This window comes from Gemmiger formicilis, from assembly GCF_016901605.1.
Lineage (GTDB): Bacteria > Bacillota > Clostridia > Oscillospirales > Ruminococcaceae > Gemmiger > Gemmiger formicilis_B.
Genome location: NZ_JACJKP010000875.1, coordinates 1 through 220 on the forward strand (window position 1 = coordinate 1; position 220 = coordinate 220).

General features: G+C 54.1%; 1 protein-coding gene. It reads left to right on the top strand.

Translation table 11 applies throughout. The features are described 5' to 3' along the window. The coding region (locus tag H6B10_RS17105) for a hypothetical protein (RefSeq protein ID WP_204652529.1) at nt 1-220 on the top strand (220 nt) is incomplete at both ends.

A 220-nucleotide genomic window follows, 5' to 3' on the forward strand; every position in this document is an offset into this window, starting at 1 on the left:
CGGAACTGGCCCATGCAGGCCAGCCCGAGCGCTTTGCGCAGCTGCTGGAGGGACTGTGGCAGCAGATTCTGAAATCTTCGCCAACCGTACCTTCCGAAGCTTGCGCTTTGCCGCACAAATTCCTGGTCATAGAAAAGATAATTTTCCTCGGTATAGAAACAATTGAAGGGAATCATATCGATACAGGCACGGGCCAGTATGGGCCCCGCCTGCTGCAACA